General features: G+C 46.4%; 1 protein-coding gene. It reads right to left on the bottom strand.

The genetic code is table 11. The annotated features are described in order from the left end of the window. Positions 1-124: 124 nt before the first annotated feature. A partial coding sequence (locus tag C5L10_RS33365) for a helix-turn-helix domain-containing protein (protein WP_114493199.1) occupies positions 125-403 on the bottom strand: 279 nt, incomplete at its 5' end.

Here is a 403-nt window from a genome sequence, read left to right as displayed (position 1 = left end):
TCGTTCTGGAGATCGGGGAGCAAAAACACGCAAGGGATTTTGAGGCGGCAAAAGAGCAATGCAGGATAGACAATCATGGTCAGAACGTTAACACGTAGCCCCTGATTGTCCGCCTGCCGCTGGCTCAATTTGAAAACATGGCCATGATTCGGCGCTGAATATCACCGTCTTTGTTGACCAGTGTTTTAGTGACAAATGCTGCATGGTTTTTCGTAGTGTTGTATCCCTTCCAGACTTCATGTGGATCGAGGGCATACGCACAAACCTTACCAGCAACGGGGATTCTAACTAATGCATTTTTTGATTCTAAGTAATTGAGCCAACGAATAATTGTGCTTCTGCTAACTCCAAGTTTTTCAGCTAGGAATTGCTGATCCGCAACGACAGCGCCACACGTAGGATC

This window comes from Neorhizobium sp. T6_25 (assembly GCF_002968555.1).
Lineage (GTDB): Bacteria > Pseudomonadota > Alphaproteobacteria > Rhizobiales > Rhizobiaceae > Neorhizobium.
The sequence above is the reverse complement of the archived record's forward strand: the minus strand, read 5'-3'. Positions and strand labels throughout refer to the sequence as shown.